Source organism: Mycolicibacterium agri, from assembly GCF_002553505.1.
Taxonomy (GTDB): Bacteria; Actinomycetota; Actinomycetes; order Mycobacteriales; family Mycobacteriaceae; genus Mycobacterium; species Mycobacterium agri.
Map to the genome: position 1 here is coordinate 1 of NZ_PDCP01000114.1, position 14,557 is coordinate 14,557.

General features: G+C 65.2%; 14 protein-coding genes and 1 pseudogene. 8 read left to right on the forward strand and 7 right to left on the reverse strand.

The annotated features are described in order from the left end of the window. Window positions 1–255: IS30 family transposase (locus CQY20_RS30765; protein ID WP_109789712.1), on the forward strand; the 255-nt coding region annotated here is incomplete at its 5' end. Between the two features lie 24 nt (window positions 256–279). Here the strand turns inward: CQY20_RS30765 and CQY20_RS30770 are convergent. Further along, the gene (locus CQY20_RS30770; protein WP_097944664.1) at window positions 280–1,488 is read right to left on the reverse strand and encodes a sensor histidine kinase; all 1,209 of its coding nucleotides are present in this window, start codon (window positions 1,486–1,488) and stop codon (window positions 280–282) included. A gap of 2 nt (window positions 1,489–1,490) precedes the next feature. After that, window positions 1,491–2,132 (reverse strand): response regulator, encoded by a 642-nt coding sequence (locus CQY20_RS30775; protein ID WP_165789319.1) that lies wholly within the window; start codon window positions 2,130–2,132, stop codon window positions 1,491–1,493. 177 nt (window positions 2,133–2,309) lie between these two features. Here CQY20_RS30775 and CQY20_RS30780 point away from each other — a divergent pair, with 177 nt between their 5' ends. Together CQY20_RS30780 and CQY20_RS30785 are read left to right on the forward strand one after the other, a co-directional pair. After that, window positions 2,310–2,543, forward strand: coding sequence for a hypothetical protein (locus CQY20_RS30780; RefSeq protein WP_097944668.1), 234 nt, complete (start codon window positions 2,310–2,312; stop codon window positions 2,541–2,543). 87 nt (window positions 2,544–2,630) lie between these two features. Next, a pseudogene (locus CQY20_RS30785) lies at window positions 2,631–2,893 on the forward strand (hypothetical protein). A 4-nt stretch (window positions 2,894–2,897) separates the two neighbouring features. Here CQY20_RS30785 and CQY20_RS30790 read toward each other — a convergent pair. Continuing rightward, window positions 2,898–3,359, reverse strand: a complete 462-nt coding sequence (locus CQY20_RS30790; protein WP_097944686.1) for a nuclear transport factor 2 family protein — start codon at window positions 3,357–3,359, stop codon at window positions 2,898–2,900. A 33-nt stretch (window positions 3,360–3,392) separates the two neighbouring features. Here CQY20_RS30790 and CQY20_RS30795 point away from each other — a divergent pair, with 33 nt between their 5' ends. The 3 genes from CQY20_RS30795 (at window position 3,393) to CQY20_RS30805 (ending at window position 6,910) form a co-directional block, all read left to right on the forward strand. Beyond that, on the forward strand, window positions 3,393–4,649 hold the full coding sequence (locus tag CQY20_RS30795) for an acyl-CoA dehydrogenase family protein (protein WP_097944670.1): 1,257 nt from the start codon (window positions 3,393–3,395) through the stop codon (window positions 4,647–4,649). Then, the gene (locus CQY20_RS30800; RefSeq protein ID WP_097944672.1) at window positions 4,649–5,437 is read left to right on the forward strand and encodes a tyrosine-protein phosphatase; all 789 of its coding nucleotides are present in this window, start codon (window positions 4,649–4,651) and stop codon (window positions 5,435–5,437) included. The genes CQY20_RS30795 and CQY20_RS30800 overlap by 1 nt, the downstream gene beginning before the upstream one ends. Before the next feature lie 195 nt (window positions 5,438–5,632). Then, window positions 5,633–6,910 carry a nucleotide disphospho-sugar-binding domain-containing protein gene (locus CQY20_RS30805; protein WP_234816488.1) on the forward strand — a complete coding sequence of 426 codons (1,278 nt, stop codon included), beginning with the start codon at window positions 5,633–5,635 and terminating at the stop codon, window positions 6,908–6,910. A gap of 10 nt (window positions 6,911–6,920) precedes the next feature. On the opposite strand, the gene CQY20_RS30810 is transcribed toward CQY20_RS30805, so the two are convergent. The 4 genes from CQY20_RS30810 to CQY20_RS30825 form a co-directional block, all read right to left on the reverse strand. Further along, window positions 6,921–8,315 carry an MFS transporter gene (locus CQY20_RS30810; protein ID WP_097944674.1) on the reverse strand — a complete coding sequence of 465 codons (1,395 nt, stop codon included), beginning with the start codon at window positions 8,313–8,315 and terminating at the stop codon, window positions 6,921–6,923. Between the two features lie 139 nt (window positions 8,316–8,454). Beyond that, the gene (locus tag CQY20_RS30815) at window positions 8,455–9,219 is read right to left on the reverse strand and encodes an SDR family NAD(P)-dependent oxidoreductase (RefSeq protein ID WP_163701031.1); all 765 of its coding nucleotides are present in this window, start codon (window positions 9,217–9,219) and stop codon (window positions 8,455–8,457) included. 76 nt (window positions 9,220–9,295) lie between these two features. After that, the gene (locus tag CQY20_RS30820; protein WP_097944678.1) at window positions 9,296–10,717 is read right to left on the reverse strand and encodes an aldehyde dehydrogenase family protein; all 1,422 of its coding nucleotides are present in this window, start codon (window positions 10,715–10,717) and stop codon (window positions 9,296–9,298) included. Window positions 10,718–10,823: 106 nt separating this feature from the next. Next, entirely contained in the window at window positions 10,824–11,885 is a 1,062-nt protein-coding gene (locus CQY20_RS30825) for a LacI family DNA-binding transcriptional regulator (RefSeq protein ID WP_097944680.1), read from the reverse strand. 82 nt (window positions 11,886–11,967) lie between these two features. Here CQY20_RS30825 and CQY20_RS30830 point away from each other — a divergent pair, with 82 nt between their 5' ends. Then, window positions 11,968–13,248, forward strand: a complete 1,281-nt coding sequence (locus tag CQY20_RS30830) for an FAD-dependent oxidoreductase (RefSeq protein ID WP_163701034.1) — start codon at window positions 11,968–11,970, stop codon at window positions 13,246–13,248. A gap of 53 nt (window positions 13,249–13,301) precedes the next feature. After that, entirely contained in the window at window positions 13,302–14,495 is a 1,194-nt protein-coding gene (locus tag CQY20_RS30835) for a dihydroxy-acid dehydratase domain-containing protein (RefSeq protein WP_097944684.1), read from the forward strand. Window positions 14,496–14,557: the final 62 nt, after the last annotated feature.

Genomic DNA, 14,557 nt, shown 5'->3' on the forward strand with positions numbered 1-14,557 from the left:
GAGCTCGATATCTACTTCTGCGATCCGCACTCGCCATGGCAACGCGGCAGTAACGAGAACACCAACGGGCTGCTGCGCCAATACTTTGCTAAAGGCACCGACCTATCAGTGTTCCCGGCCGACTACCTCGACTACGTTGCCGCCCAACTCAACACCCGACCCCGCAAAACCCTCGGCTGGAAGAAACCCGCTGAAGTCCTCGACGAGCTACTCTCAAACCCGCCAAAACCACCCGCTGTTGCATCCACTGCCTGAAATCGCCTGGGCTTTTGCGGGCATTCACGTCTGCTCGCGAGAGATGGCGACCGGCTCCGGCGGCGACGTGACGGTGACGACGGTGCCCTCGCCGGGCCGCGAGTCGATCTCCATCGCCCCGCCCATCGCGTCGAACCGCGCCAGCAGCGAGCCCAACCCGATATGGCCATCGGCCACATACTGATTGACGACCGCGGGGTCGAATCCCCGCCCGTCGTCGCCGACGGTCAGCCTGATGCGCTCGCCGTCTCGTTTCAACGACACCCGCACCGACGATGCGCCCGCGTGCTTGGAGATGTTGGTCAACAGCTCACGCGCGGCGCGGTACAGCAGCTGCTGCGACTCCGGCTTGCCGACGTCCTCAAGGTCGGTCTCGACGGCGATCTCGGTGCGAGTTTCGAACTGCTTCACCATCTCTCGCAGCGCAGCGGTGAGCCCCAGCTGCGCCAGCACCTGCGGATGCAGTTCGGTGACCGTCGAGCGCAGGCCGGAAGCCGTCTCCTGCAGGGCCTGATACACCGCATCCAAAGCGGGATCGGGATGGCGTTCGCGGGCCTCGTCGAGATCAAGCCGCGCGGCCAGCAGCGTCTGCAGCGGGCCGTCGTGCAAATGCTCGGCCACCTCGCGGTTGTGCCGCTCGTCGGAAGCCATCGCCTCGGACACCAACTGCCTGCGCACTTCCTGTAATGCCCTGACGCGCACGGCCCGTCGCGCCAGCACGAAGCACAGCGCAGTCGTCGCAACCGCGAGCCACAACAGAAACCCGAAGTGCGTGTACACCATGTTCGGCAGCCCGACGGTGTCATCACGCTTGGAGTAGAAGATCCACACCGCCAGATAGCCTGCGGCGGTGATGATTCCGATGCTGGCCGTCAGAAGCGGGCGATCCTGGAAGGCCACCGAGATCGGCAGCAGGAAGAACACCGGCAGCAGCGCGGCCGTCGCACCGCCCGACACCAGGCACAGGGTCAGGATCACCAGCAGATCGACCGCCGTCGACGCCCAGTCCGCCCAGCGCGGCACCGGCCCGCGCATCACGGCGAGTAGCCACAGGAGGGCAGCGATCGCGTAAACGCCGAGGATCACCACGTACAGCTGGGGCAGCCAGTGATCGACCTCCCAGATCCACACCAGCACCGCGATCAGGCCGATCAGCGGCAGCCGCAGGATCGCCGAGACGCGGACGGGTTCGGTCGCGAAGTAGTCGACCAGCCGATCGATCGAGGCCTGCACCGCTAGTCCAGAAGCTTGCGACGCATGGCCTCGGCGACCGCTGCGCCGCGGTCGTTCACGCCCAGCTTCTCGTACAGCCGTTGCACATGGGTCTTGACGGTGGACGGCGCGAGGAACAACTCCTTGGCCATCGCGGGGATGCTGCTGCCTGCCGCAATGAGCCTGAGCACCTCGCGCTCACGCGGGCTGAGCGCGGGCACGTCAGGCTCGTTGCGCCGCCGGATCTCCGACGCCAGCCCCGCGGCCAGTTCCGGTGCGATGACGTCCTTGCCCTTCGCGCACTTCAGCACGGCGCTGACCAGCTCGCTTCTGGTCGACTCCTTCGGCAGAAAGCCCGCCGCGCCCTCCTGCAGCGCCTTGTACACGATCGCCGATTCGTCGTGCGCCGACACCAACAACACCCTGGTCGGCAACTCGTCGCGGGTGACCGCGGCGGCGACTTCGGCGCCGTCCATGCCCGGCATCCGATAGTCGAGCATCGCCACCTGCGGCTGATGGGTGCGGATGAGTTCCAGCGCCTCACGACCGTCTTCGGCCTCTGCGACGACGTCGATCTCCCCGCTGGAGACCAGCGCCCGCACGACGCCCTCGCGGAACATCGGGTGATCGTCGCCAACGACCACCCGCACCTTCTCGGTGACCATGCGGTTCAGAATCGCACAGCTAACGCCCTCACTTCCCCCGATTGGGGGACAACAAACTCCCCCGAGTGTTCAGCCGGTCAGCCGACAGCCAACCCCAGCGGGCTTCGGCATTCTTGAATCAACGCCGAGAACCACGGCGGACAAACCGAAAAACCAACGCAGACAAAGGAACCAGAAATGACCACCAAGATCGCCCGCTACATCGCCCTCCCCGCCGTCTCGGCAGGCATCCTCGCGGGCGCCGCCCTCGGCCTGTCCGGCGTGGCAAACGCAGCCGTCACCACGACGCAAAATGGACCGAACACCGAGATCGTCGCGACCCCGGACACCTACGCGACGCCGGCGCCGAACGCGATGCCCGGCTGGTACTACCACCACGGCTACGGCCACGCGTACCTGTTCGACCAGTAAGCCCCCCTCCACAGAGGCCCTCCCCGGGCGGCGTATTTCGGGGAGGGCCTCACTCTGCGTGCGGCCGGTTCACGTACCGTCGGCGACATGTCGAACATCTCCAGCGACCGCATCGACGACGTCGCGCCGGGCGACTTCATCACCGTCGACCCGGCAACGGTGAGCAGAGGCCGGCGAAGGTGGTGTTCAAGGATTTCAACGACGACGGCGCCGCCGTCTACATCGTCACCTTCGAAGACGACAACGCTGAGACCTTCCAGCTGAAGATCCCGGCGGGCACCGTCGTCACCCACGCCATGGAGTCCAAGTGGGAGTCGGGACAGAGTCCCACCCCGCACAACCCGACCTAGCGCGTCACCACAGCGGGATGTCGACGCCGTATTCCGCCTCCGGCCGCGGGCCGAAATAGCGGCGCTCGGACTCGACGATGGGCACGTCGTTGATGCTGGCTTCGCGCCGCGCCATCAGCCCGTCGGCGGTGAACTCCCACAGCTCGTTGCCGTAGCTGCGGTACCACTGGCCCGCCGCGTCGTGGCTTTCGTATTGGAAGCGCACGGCGATGCGGTTGTCGTGGAAGTCCCACAGGCTCTTGCGCAGCACGTAGTCCAGCTCGCGCTGCCACTTCTGGGTCAGGAACGCGACGATCTGCTCACGGCCCACGATGTGCTGGTCGCGGTTGCGCCAGTGCGAGTCGACGGTGTAGGCGAGGCTGACGCGCTCGGGGTCGCGGGTGTTCCAGGCATCCTCGGCGGCCTGCACCTTCTGTCGAGCGGTGTCGAGCGTGAACGGCGGAAACGGCGGACGGCTCTCGGTCATCAGCTCATTCTGCGGACCGTTAGTGTGGCTCACATGGACTTCGCGATGTCGGCCAAGGCGGCGGACTACCACGAGCGGCTTTCGGCGTTCATGACGGAATTCGTCTTCCCCGCCGAAGCGTCCTACGAGGAATACCGGCGCGCCGCCGGGCCCGATGACCACACCGTCCCGCCGATCATCGAGGAGCTCAAGAAGGTCGCCAAAGAGCGGGGACTGTGGAATTTGTTTCTGCCCGCCGAGTCCGGCCTGACCAACCTCGAGTACGCGCAGCTGGCGGAGTTGACGGGCTGGAGCATGGAGATCGCGCCCGAGGCGACCAACTGCGCGGCCCCTGACACCGGCAACATGGAGACCCTGCATCTGTTCGCCAACGAGGAGCAGCGCAAGCAGTGGCTCGAACCGTTGCTGGCCGGTGAGATCCGCAGCGCCTTCGCCATGACCGAGCCCGCGGTGGCCTCCAGCGATGCCCGCAACATCGAGACCACGATCCTGCGTGACGGCGACGACTACATCATCAACGGCCGCAAGTGGTGGATCACCGGGGCGGCAGATCCGCGCTGCAAGATCATGATCGTCATGGGTCGCACCAACCCCGACGCGGCCAGCCACCAGCAGCAGTCGATGATCCTGGTGCCCACCGACACCCCCGGCGTCGACATCCAGCGTTCGCTGCCGGTGTTCGGTTGGCAGGACCAGCACGGGCACTGCGAGATCGTCTTCGACAACGTGCGCGTGCCTGCATCGAACTTGTTGCACGAGGAGGGCAGCGGTTTCGCGATCGCCCAGGCGCGGCTCGGGCCTGGCCGCATCCACCACTGCATGCGGGCCATCGGCGCGGCCGAACGCGCGCTGGCCCTGATGGTCGCCCGCGTGCAGAAACGCGTCGCGTTCGGCAGGCCGCTGTCGGAACAGGGTGTGGTGCGGGAGTCGATCGCCAAGTCGCGCAACGAAATTGACCAGACCCGGTTGCTGTGCCACAAGGCGGCGTGGACCATCGACCAGCACGGCAACAAGAGCAAGGAGGCCCAGCTGCTGGTCGCCCAGATCAAGGCGGTGGCGCCGCAGGTCGCCTGCAACGTCATCGACCGCGCAATCCAGGTGCACGGCGGGATGGGCATCTGCGACGACGTGCCGCTGGCGCGGCTCTACGCCTGGCACCGCGCGATGCGCCTGTTCGACGGCCCCGACGAGGTGCACATGCGCACCATCGCCCGCGCCGAGTTGGGCAAGGAGAAGTCGGCGTTCGCGGCCGCGGTGTGTGGCCAGTCCGACAAGGCGGTGACGGGCTAGTGCCGGCGCTGTCAGGAACGTGGAACTTCCGCGACGTATCGGAGCGGGCGGCCATCCGGCCGAACCGGCTGTTCCGGTCCGGTGAGCTGAGCCGCCTCGACGACACCGGCCGGGAGACGCTGTCGCGCCTCGGCGTCACCGATGTCGCCGACCTGCGCTCGGGCCCCGAGTTGGAGCGCCACGGGAAAGGCCTGGTCCCCGACAGTGTGACGATCCATCACCTGCCGTTCGTGGAGACCATCGCCGCCGACGCCGACGCGCCGCACGAATACACGTTCCAGAAGATGCTGACCGAGAAGCCCGACGACGAGTCGGTCAGCAGCGCCGCCGCCCGCTACATGACCGAGGAGTACGGCCGCATCGCCCGCTCGCCGCTGGCCCAGCGGGCGGTGCACAAGGTGGTCACCATGCTCGGCGACGAGGGCCGCGTGCTGGCGCACTGCTTCGCGGGCAAGGACCGGACCGGGTTCACGGTCGCAGTGGTGCTGGAGGCCGCGGGCGTCGACCGCGACGCCGTCATGGCGGACTACCTGGCCAGCAACGACGCCGTACCGGAGCTGCGGGCCCATATCGTCGAGACGATCCGGACCCGGATGGCCGAGGCGCCCGAGGCCGCAGAGGTCGCCGAAGCGCGGCTGACCGACGCGGTGCTCGGCGTACGGGAGGACTACCTGGATGCGGCGTGGCGCGCGATCGCCGAGGACTTCGGCTCGCTCTCTGCCTACCTCGACGCGGCCGGCATCACCCGTGAGCACGTGCGGAAGCTGCGCGCGGCCCTATTGGACTAGCCTGGGCCAGTTTCTGTCGCGAGCGTATGGGCTAGGGACACGATCGCGGCCATCCGCATACATAGGCCATACGTTCGTGGGCTAGCGCGAGCCGGATCACACGACAAGGCCGTTTGAGAACCGCTCGACCGGTGAAAAGAGTAGGAACCGAAGCGGTCGACCGATGGCTGCTCGTCGACCCTCGAGGACGGATCGTTGGCTCGCATCATCGTCGCAGCCAGTCCGCTGTCCGGTCATGTGCTGCCGATGGTGTTGATCGGCGCGCACCTGCAGCGGTGCGGCCACACGGTCACCGTGCTGACCGACGAAGGACACCGCGACATCGTCGAACATTCGCGGCTGGCCTTCGAGCCACTTGACCCGGACGCATGCCCCGCTGCTCCGTCCTCGCCATCTCTGTTGAACCGTCTGCTGCCGAACCTGATTCGGCGCTTCCGTTTCGGCAAGGCCGACATCAGGGCGACGTTCATCGCGCCGCTCGCCGCGCAGTACCGCGCGCTTGACCGGTTGATCGCCTCCACCGACGTGGTGTTGGTCGATCTGGCCTTCACGGGAGCCTTGACGTTACTGGCTTCGGACCGGCCGCGGCCCGCGGTGCTGGTCTGCGGCGTCGGGCCGTTGACGCTGACGAGTGCCGACACCGCTCCGTTCGGGATGGCGTGGACGCCGCGGCCGGGGATGGACTACGGCGGCATGCACCTCGTCGTGCACCGAATCATGTTCAGGGACATCCACAATGAGCTCAACGCCGCGCTCAACAGTGTGGGCGCGGCGTGCATCGACGTCTCGCTGATGGACTGGCCGCGGCTGGCCGATCGCATGCTGCAGCTCACGGTCCCCGACTTCGAGTACCCGCGCCGCGACCTGCCCGACAACGTCGACTTCATCGGCCCGGTGCTGGCGGAGTCGGCCGAGGGCTTCCAACCGCCGCCGTGGTGGGCGGATGTGCTGCACGCCGAGACTGTCGTACACGTCACGCAGGGCACGCTCGACAACGGCGACTTCGAGCAGTTGATGTTGCCGACGATGCGGGCGTTCGCCGGCCGGGACGACGTGGTCGTGGTCGCCACGACTGGCCGCGGCGGCATGCGACGGCTACCCGACAGGCTTCCGGCGAATGTTTATGCAGCGGAATGGATTTCGTATTCGATGCTGCTGCCGCATGTGGATGTGATGGTCACCAACGGCGGCTACGGCGGCGTCCAGCACGCGCTGCGCTACGGCATACCTGTGGTCGTCGCGGGCGAGACGGCCGACAAGGCCGAGGTCGCCGCGCGCGTCGGCCACACCGGCGTCGGTGTCAACCTGGGCACCGCGCATCCGACGCCGTCGGCGATCGTCGAAGCGGTGCGCGAGGCGGGCTTGTGCCGCGAGGCGGCCGCGCGCGTCGGCGCCGAGATAGCACGGTCGACCCCGCTCGACGCGTTCACCGATGCGATTTCGGCGCGCTCACGTGCGCTGAGCGCCGGTTAGCGCGCCGAAATCACTGGCTTAACGGCTTATCAGCCGTCTCACGGCTCAGAAGTGTCGAGACAAGTGCGAGCACCGCAACGAACATGACGTAGAAGGCTGGAGACGTGTCGCTTCCGGTCTTGTCAACGAGATACACCGCGATGAAAGCTGTCGGGCCCGAGAGCAATGCAGCAAAGACGTTGTAGCCCAACGAATAGCAGCTCACGCGCACGTTGGTGGGGAACATTTCAGCCATGAAGGCGAACGGCGCGGAGGCGTAGCTTCCGAAGATCACGCCCAGGAGCGCCAGCGCCGCTAGAGAAATGATCAGATTGCCGGTCGAGAGCATGTAGAAGATCGGGAAGGACAAGACAATGTATGCACAGCACGTTGCGATGATCAGTGGTCGGCGACCGATCCTGTCGGATAGCTGGCCGGCGAGGGGCAAGACGATGATTGCGGCAATCAGCGCCACGCTGGATCCGATGAAAGCGGCCACGCTGCCAATCGTTGCGATATCTGACAAGAAGCTCGGCAGGTAAGTCAGCACCGTGTAGAAGCCAACCCCGTGCAGCGCACCGACCAGGCCGCATCGGATCATCCCCTTCCAATGGGTGCGCACCGCCGCCCGAACAGGTGCCTTTTCCAGCTCCCGCTTAGCCTCGATCACCTGGAACTCCGGCGTGTCCTGAATCCGGAGCCGCAAGTACAGACCAACCAAACCCAGCGGTCCCGCGATCATGAACGGAATGCGCCAGCCCCACGACTCCATGCCGGCATCACCGAGGGCGAAAAACCCGACGGTGACCAGCGAGGAGCCTAGAAGTGCGCCGATGAACGCGGAAACGTTGCCGAAGCTTGTGAAGAAACCGCGGCGCTTCTCGGGTGCGTATTCGGCAAGGAACGTGTAGGCAGTTCCCGTCTCACCGCCTGCCGAAAGTCCCTGCAGCAGCCGCAGGAGGATCAGCAGGACGGGCGCGGCGACACCGATGGCGGCGTAGGTAGGCAGGCACCCGATGAGGAACGTAGCGCCAGACATCAGGATGATGATCACGGCCAGCGTCTTCTTGCGGCCGATTCGGTCACCCATCGGACCAAAGAGCAGACCGCCGAACGGGCGAATGACGAACGCAAGAGCAAAGGTTGCGAACGCGGTCAACAACTGAGTCGTGGCGTCTTCGGACGGGAAGAAGGAAGCGCCAAGTACGGGCGCCAGATACCCGTACATCGCGTAGTCCATCCACTCAATGCCGTTACCGATGCATGCCGCGACGATCGGTCGTTTGGCGGCATGGATGTCCTTCTTCACCCCGGCCTCGGCGGATTCCGAGACAGCACCCGGCGAGATTGGTTTGCCGTCTGCAGCGACATGGGCGTCGCGATTGGTTGTTGCGACCGTCGGCGCTTCCTTGCGAACTCCGGCCATGTGTGCCTCCTCGTGAGGGCGTTGCCTGCGACGTTGCTACGCGCACAGGCGATTAGGGGTGCTCACCTACGCGAACGAATTGATTCAGTTGTTGCGACTGGCCTGATAAGGCCCGCACGACCGCGCAGAAGGGGGCTGCTCAGACCCCGCGGCCGCCGTCGATCGACAGTGTTTCGCCGGTGACGAATCCGGCACTGTCGGAGAGCAGGTACTCGACTCCTCCGGCGATGTCCTCCGGGGTAGCTAAGCGCCCCATCGGAATCGAGGAGATATAGACGGCTCGCGCGGCGTCGAGATCAGCGTCCTCCCCGACAAACTTGGGCAGCATAGGCGAATCCGTCGCCCCCGGCAGGATGCAGTTCACCCGGATGCCCTCTTCGGCCAAGTCCAGGGCAAGAGTCTTTGTCAAGGCGATGACGCCGGCCTTCGCCGCGGTGTACGGCGACAGCCCGGGCCGCGGCCTTGCCGCAACCGCCGAGGCAAAGTTCACTATCGCTCCTGAACCGCGCGCTTTCATATGGGGGACGACCGCCTGACACAGGTTGAATGTGCCGTCGAGGTTGACGCGGATGATGCTGTCGTACAACTCCTTTGAGATTTTCTCCAGCGGGGTGAATGACATCGCAGATCCAGCGCAGTTGACCAGGTAGTCGATCCCACCGTGCATCTGCTGGACCTCGTTGGTGACCTGTTCGCACTGATCTCGATCGGTGATGTCGAGTCGCACCCCACGTACCGATCCTTTCGCGTCTGCGAGCTGGCGTGCCGCCTCGTCCACAGCGTCGGACCGAACATCGGCTGCCACGACCGCGACACCGAGGCCGGCGAGGCGTCGCACCGTCGCCAGGCCCATACCGGATGCTCCTCCGGTGACGAGTGCTGTCTTGCCTGCGAAATCGTTCACTATCCTCCTTTGGGTTTTCATCGAGGGGCGGGCCTCAGGCTCAGCCTCGATCGAGTGGGCGCTGGCGCGGATGCGGTCAGAGGTTCAGGACGAACAGCTTGGAGACGCTCATCTCACGTATCGCCCAGTGCGGGCCTTCGGTGCCCAACCCGGACGCCTTCCGGCCCCCGTAGGGCCACGTGTCCTCGCGGAAGGCCGGGCCGTCGTTGATCTGGATCCCGCGCACTTTCATGGCCCGGGCGAGCTTGAACGCGCGGTCGATGCTGCCGCTGAAAACGCCCGCCTGCAACCCATAGGGGCCTTCGTTCACGCGACGGACGGCGTCGTCCTCGTCGGCATAGCCGAGGATAGAGACCACCGGGCCGAAGACCTCCTCGGCAACGATCGGCTGCTCCTCGGGAACGTCAGCCAGCACAGTCGGCCACATCAGCCGTCCCTCGCGGCGACCACCCAAGAGGCGCTTGCCTCCGGCTATGCACGCCTGTTCGATCCAGTCCGTGATGCGGTCAGCATCGTGGTCGCGCAATACCGGACCCATCTGGGTACCGAGTTCATGCGGATTCCCCACGGTGATCTGCCCGGCCCGCTCGACGAAACGGCCCGTGAACTCATCTTTGATGTCCTCGTGCACATAGATTCGCTGCAGCGAGATACAAACCTGGCCGGCATGTTGAAACGACTGCTTGACAGCTGATTCGATGACGTTGTCCAAATCGGCGTCTTGGGCGACGATCGCCGCCGAGTTCCCGCCGAGTTCGAACACTGTTGGCTTCATTCCCACTGCGCGTGCGATCGCGTCACCGGTTCGGGCCCCGCCGGTGAAGGACACCAAATCGACCTCGGGGCTCTCGATCAACCACCTGCCAACCTCCGCGCCACCCTGCACCAGTCCAATGACGCCGGGCGGTGCCTGGACGTCCGCGGCCGCCTTCCGCAGCGCTTCGAACAGCATCACCGAGCCGATCGGCGCTTCCAGAGCCGGCTTGCCTACGACGGCGTTACCGGCCGCAAGCGCGGGACCCACCTTGTGCGCCATCAATATCAGCGGAGCGTTGAACGGGGCGATTGCGGCGACCACACCGACCGGCTCGTACTGGCGGAATGCCAGCTTGCCGTCCTTGCCGGGGGCCGTGGGCATCACGTCACCACCGAGCCGGAGCGATTCTTCGGCACACGTCCGGAGCAGGGCGACGGTTCGGCGTACCTCCCCGCGGGCGTCGACGAGGATCTTTCCCGTCTCGCCACAAATCAGATCCGCCAGTTCTTCGGCGTCTTCTGCAAGATAGTCGGCTGCTCGACGGAGCAATTCCACCCGCGTTTCGATCGAGAGGCCACTTTCGGCAGCGTCCCGCGCTGCGTGCATCGCCTCATTGACCTGGTGTTCGTCGGAAACGGCGATAGACGCAAGCACATCGTCGGTGAATTTGTCGTTGATGGACTCGTAAACGCTGCTCTCCCGCCAGGTCCCTGCGATCAGCATTCCGGTCGGGATTTTCATAGAGTCCTCCTGCGCCTCAGCTTTGCATTCGTATTCATAACATGCCCCTGCGAGTGGCAAGGCTCACATCGAAACGATGATTGTTATCCGGATCGCGAGCGAATTCCTATTTCGAGTCGGCAGCGGTTTCGGACGCGTGAGCTCGCGGTGCAAAAGCGACGTGTGCCGTGGACCGGCGGACAACAAGCTTACAAGGTAAAACAATCTTCTTCGGTGGTCGCTTGGCCCCTTCGAGCTGTTCACGAAGCAGGTCCACAGCGATGCTGACCATCTCACGGATTGGCTGATCGACGGAAGTGAGCTGGAACGAGGTCCAATCCGCCATCTCGGTGTTGTCGAATCCGACCACCCACATGTCTTCCGGAGCGCTTCGCCCCGCGGCTTCAAGTGCATCGATGACGCCGAACGCGAGCAGGTCGCTGGTCGTGAAGACCGCGGTCGGCGGATCGTCGAGCCTCAGGAAGCGCTCAGCCGCAGCGACACCGGTGGCGTGGCTGACCTCGCCGCGAAGCATCGACTGCTCGGATATATCCAGTCCACAGTCGTATAGACCGGCACGGAAGCCGCGCTCACGCTCGCGAGTCGTGCTCAGCATCAGCGACCCGGTGACCATGCCGATGCGGGTGTGCCCATTGTCGGAAAAGTACTGCGCCACTTCGTACCCGCCGCGGAAATTGTCGCCGCCTACTTGATCGCAAAACGAGTCGTCCACCGTCCGGTGCAGCAGCACCGTCGGCAGTTGCTTGTCGATCGCCGCCTCCAGGGCCGCCGAGCTTGACGTTGCCGAGGTCAGCAGGATGCCATCGATTCCTCGCTGCCGAATTGCCTGGACCGCCAGCTCATCGGCGCCATGGTCGAGGTACCAGACCACCGGGTGCAAGTTGGCCGCTACCAGCCGCCGGCTGACCTCGCGCAGCATTTCCTGATGAAACGGATTGGTGATCGCCGACATGACAACACCGATCTGACCGGTGTGGCCGGTTTTCATTGCGCGAGCTGCCGAGTTGGGCTCGTAGTCGAGTTCGGCCAACGCGCGTGCCACGCGTTCCCGCACATCGTCGGACACCTTGACATTGCCTGTCAGTACGCGCGAAACGGTCGCCTGTGACACTCCTGCGCGTACGGCGACGTCGTAACTGGTTGGTCGCTTCTTGCGCGGTGGTGTCACGACCGCAGTATACGAAGGGCTTGCATTCGAATGCAGGCATTGGCATCATCTGCATTCGAATTCACGAAAGTTGAGGGGACCAGTGCCCGGAGAAACGGAGTTCGACGTCATCGTCGTCGGCGGCGGGACGGCGGGCGTCGCTGCCGCGATATCGGCTGCTCGCGCGGGAGCGCGTACAGCACTTGTCGAACGATCCGGCTTCTTGGGCGGCACGATGACCGGCGTCAGCCTCGGCAGCCTGTGCGGCTTTTACATGGTGGACGAGCAAGGCCGCCCGCAGATGCTCGCCGGGAGCATACCGGCCGAAATAGTTGAGCGACTCCGGTCTGCGGGTGGGGCGCCCGCCGAACCGGTCGACCTGCTGCAGACCTCGACGGTGCCGTACGACCCTTTCGTGCTGAAACGTGTTCTCGACGACGTGGTCGCCGAGGCACGCGTCAGCGTCTTCGCCCAGAGCTGGGGAGCAGAGCCCCTTTGTGACGGCGATCGGGTCACCGGCGTGCGTATCTACAGCGGTCAGGGACGCGGCGAATTGCGTTGTGCGGCACTCGTCGACGCGTCCGGCGATGCCGTCATTGCCGCTGCAGCCGGCGTCGAATGCGTGCAGCGCCCCGACCTGCAGAGCCCCACCGCCATGTTTCGGTTCGGCGGCGTCGACACGGACACCGCGATACGGCTGAGTCGCGACGATCTGCGCGCCGCGCTGGAGTGTGCCATCGCCGACGGCGTATCGCTCCCCCGGACAGCGGGTGGCATGTTCTCCGTGCGTCCCGGCGTCGTGCACGTCAACATCACCAGGCTGCCGGTTCCCGAAAACGGCGCAGTGCTGGCACCGGAGGAACTCGGGTGGCTGGAGCGGGAGGGCCGTAAGCAGGTCAGCCTGTACGAAGCGGTCTTTCGACGGTATGTCCCCGGTTTCGCCGATGCCTTCGTCATCGACGCCGGCACGCATCTCGGAATTCGAGAATCTCGACGCCTCGTCGGCAGGTACACGCTCACCGGCGATGACGTCCGGTCCGGCGCACGGTTCGACGACGGGATCGCTTGCTGCGCATGGCCGATGGAGACCCACGGAGTCGATCAGTCAGTCACGTGGGAGTGGCTGCGGCCCGGTGTTTTCTACCAGATCCCCCTCCGTTCGCTGTTGCCGCGCACCATCGACGGCATCATGGTGGCCGGTAGGTCTCTGTCCGCAGACCCCGTCGCGCACGCTTCCGCCAGGGTCTCCGCGCCCTGCATGGCCATGGGGGAGGCGGCCGGTCTGACAGCCGCCATCAGCGCGCGCACCGCGAAGCCACCCGCGTCAGTGCCATCCGAGTACGTCTGCCATGAACTTCGGCAACGAGGTGCGTTTCTCGGTTGACACATCCACGGCATGTGACGCCGCAACGCGATAACAAGGAGAGGGATAGCCGGATGGTTTCGCTACGCAGCAACTTTGAGGTCGGATCGACCGCCTGGGCCGTGCGGCGGTCGCAGTGGCGCGCGTTGGGTTTATCCGACGACGACATGGAGAAGCCCAAGGTCGCGATCGTCAACTCCACATCGGAACTGTCGAGCTGTTTCAGCCACCTCAATGACGTCGCGGAGCGTGTCAAGACTGGCATACGAGAAGCAGGCGGGCTCCCGTTTGTCATCCACACCACCGCCCCAAGCGACTTCATCACCAACGCCGGCAAGGGCGGCCGGTACCTGATGCCGGGCCGCGACCTGATCCCCAACGACATCGAGGTCGCCGTCGAAGGCGCCCTCTTGGACGGCATGGTGTGCCTATCCACCTGCGACAAAACGACTCCCGGTCACCTGATGGCCGCTGCCCGGCTCAACCTGCCTACCGTCATTGTGATCGGCGGATATCAGTCGCACGGCATGTTATCGCGTCGCCCCGTCGACATCGAGGACGTCTTCGAATCAGTCGGCTCCGTCGTGGAAGGGCAACTGTCCGCAGAGCATTTCAAGGCGATGACTGAGAACGCGATCTGTTCACCCGGCGTGTGCGCCGGAATGGGAACCGCCAACAGCATGCACCTATGCGCCGAGGCGCTCGGCCTTACGGTCCCGGGCAGCGCGCCCGTAGCGGCGGGCAGTCGTGCGATGGCAGAGCACGCTCAGAATGCCGGACGCCTTGTGGTGGAGTGCATCCGGGCCGACCGTCGGCCACGCGACATCTTGACCCCTGGCGCATTCGCCAACGCTGTGCGTGCCTGCCTGGCGGTAAGTGCGTCGATCAACACGCTGCGGCATATGCAGGCAGTCGCGCAGGAGGCCGAGTCCCCGGTCGACGTGTACCGACTGTTCGACGAGTTGGGCCCCTCGACGCCGCTTCTGGCCGCGATCCGCCCCAACGGTCCCGTCCGCACGACCGAGTTCGAGGCGGCCGGCGGCACGAGGGCCTTGCTCGCGCATCTTGGCGATCTGGTCGATCGGACCGCAATCACCGTCACGGGCGAAACCCGTGGTGAGATCTCCGATGCATACATCAAGCAGCAGCACGATGAGCCGAACCCCTCGACCGCAATCCGCACGCTCGGCGATCCGGTCGCCCCAGGACCTTCCATCGTGGTGCCCCGCGGCAATCTCTCGCCGGAAGGTTGCTGTCGCCTGCCATGAGGATGGGACCAGTGTGACCTGATTTTTGCCAGGGTGATGGGACCACCTGGATTGCCAGTTAT